Raw genomic sequence first — 1065 nt, forward strand, 5'->3', positions numbered from 1 at the left:
AATCCGGCACAGTTGGCATCATTTGCTAATATGGTCGGCAGTCCGGTTTTAGCTTCCACCCAGTCAGCGAGGGGGACGTTATGCCAGTTTTTGAGGTTAATTGCAACTCTGGCTAGGCGGCCTGCGGCGTCTGCGGGGCCTGGAGTGCCAATGCCGATCGCACTTACATCATTTTCGATCGGATTCAGTTGTAAAATAGCATCCGTCATCGCTGCTAAAACGGCTTCTGGCGTTGCGGGTTGAGGGGTTGAAACAGTTAAGGATTGGTGACAAATGCCGTCTTTGCTAAATCTGCCGAGTTTAATTGCAGTTCCGCCTAAGTCAATGCCGATTACTTGTGTCATTCGCTGTGCGTTTGGGATGCAATAATTTGGGAATAACTTTAATAGGATAAACCTATTGTATGTGCGCCTAACACACCTTACAAATTAAGTTGGTAGTGAGGACTTAAGTCCTCAAACTTCTCTTTTAAATGTATGATAATTATCCAGGAAGACTCCCATTAAATATTAATAGTATCATGTCGCTCGCAAGACCTAACAAAAATTCTGGATACAAGCGAGTTCGCCTATTTAATTTCGCCTAACTTACGTTGCGCTACCTCTCGGTTGTGCAAAGCATCGTGGTAGTCTGGTTGGAGAGCAATTGCCTGGTTATAAGATGCGATCGCCTCTTCAAACCTTCCTAAATTATACTGCTCATTCCCTCGCTCGCACCAGGCTTTCGCATCTACATTAACTTCCGATTCTGCCTCTTTACCCTCAGCGCCTCTGCGGTTCACTTCCCCAGAAAAACCCAAACCATCCCCAACAAACACCGCCTCAATCACCCTCCCCTTTGTATCCTCCTCCTCCACCTCCGGCAGCGGAAACCGTGTCAATATCTCCCGTCCAATTTGCCTGGCAACCTCTGACAATTCCCCGCTGGCAATTCTACCTAATAATACCAGCCGCTGCGCCAATTCCTGAAGCGATGCCACTGCATCCGTAGCAGCAGTCTCATCATGTTCGCCCTCTAACAATCTTTGCCCAAACCGTCGCAACCAAGCCGCCAATTCACCATCTT

Annotated in this window: 2 protein-coding genes; both read right to left on the minus strand. The window is 47.8% G+C overall.

Annotated features, from left to right (window positions below; all coding sequences use genetic code 11):
* Positions 1–344, minus strand: a 344-nt coding sequence (locus tag QUA38_RS29160) for an ROK family protein (RefSeq protein WP_333168039.1), incomplete at its 3' end; no start/stop codon positions are given.
* 224 nt (positions 345–568) lie between these two features.
* Positions 569–1065, minus strand: a 497-nt coding sequence (locus tag QUA38_RS29165; protein ID WP_333168042.1) for a tetratricopeptide repeat protein, incomplete at its 5' end; no start/stop codon positions are given.

Source organism: Microcoleus sp. Pol12B4 (assembly GCF_036701385.1).
In the GTDB taxonomy this organism is placed as follows: domain Bacteria; phylum Cyanobacteriota; class Cyanobacteriia; order Cyanobacteriales; family Microcoleaceae; genus Microcoleus.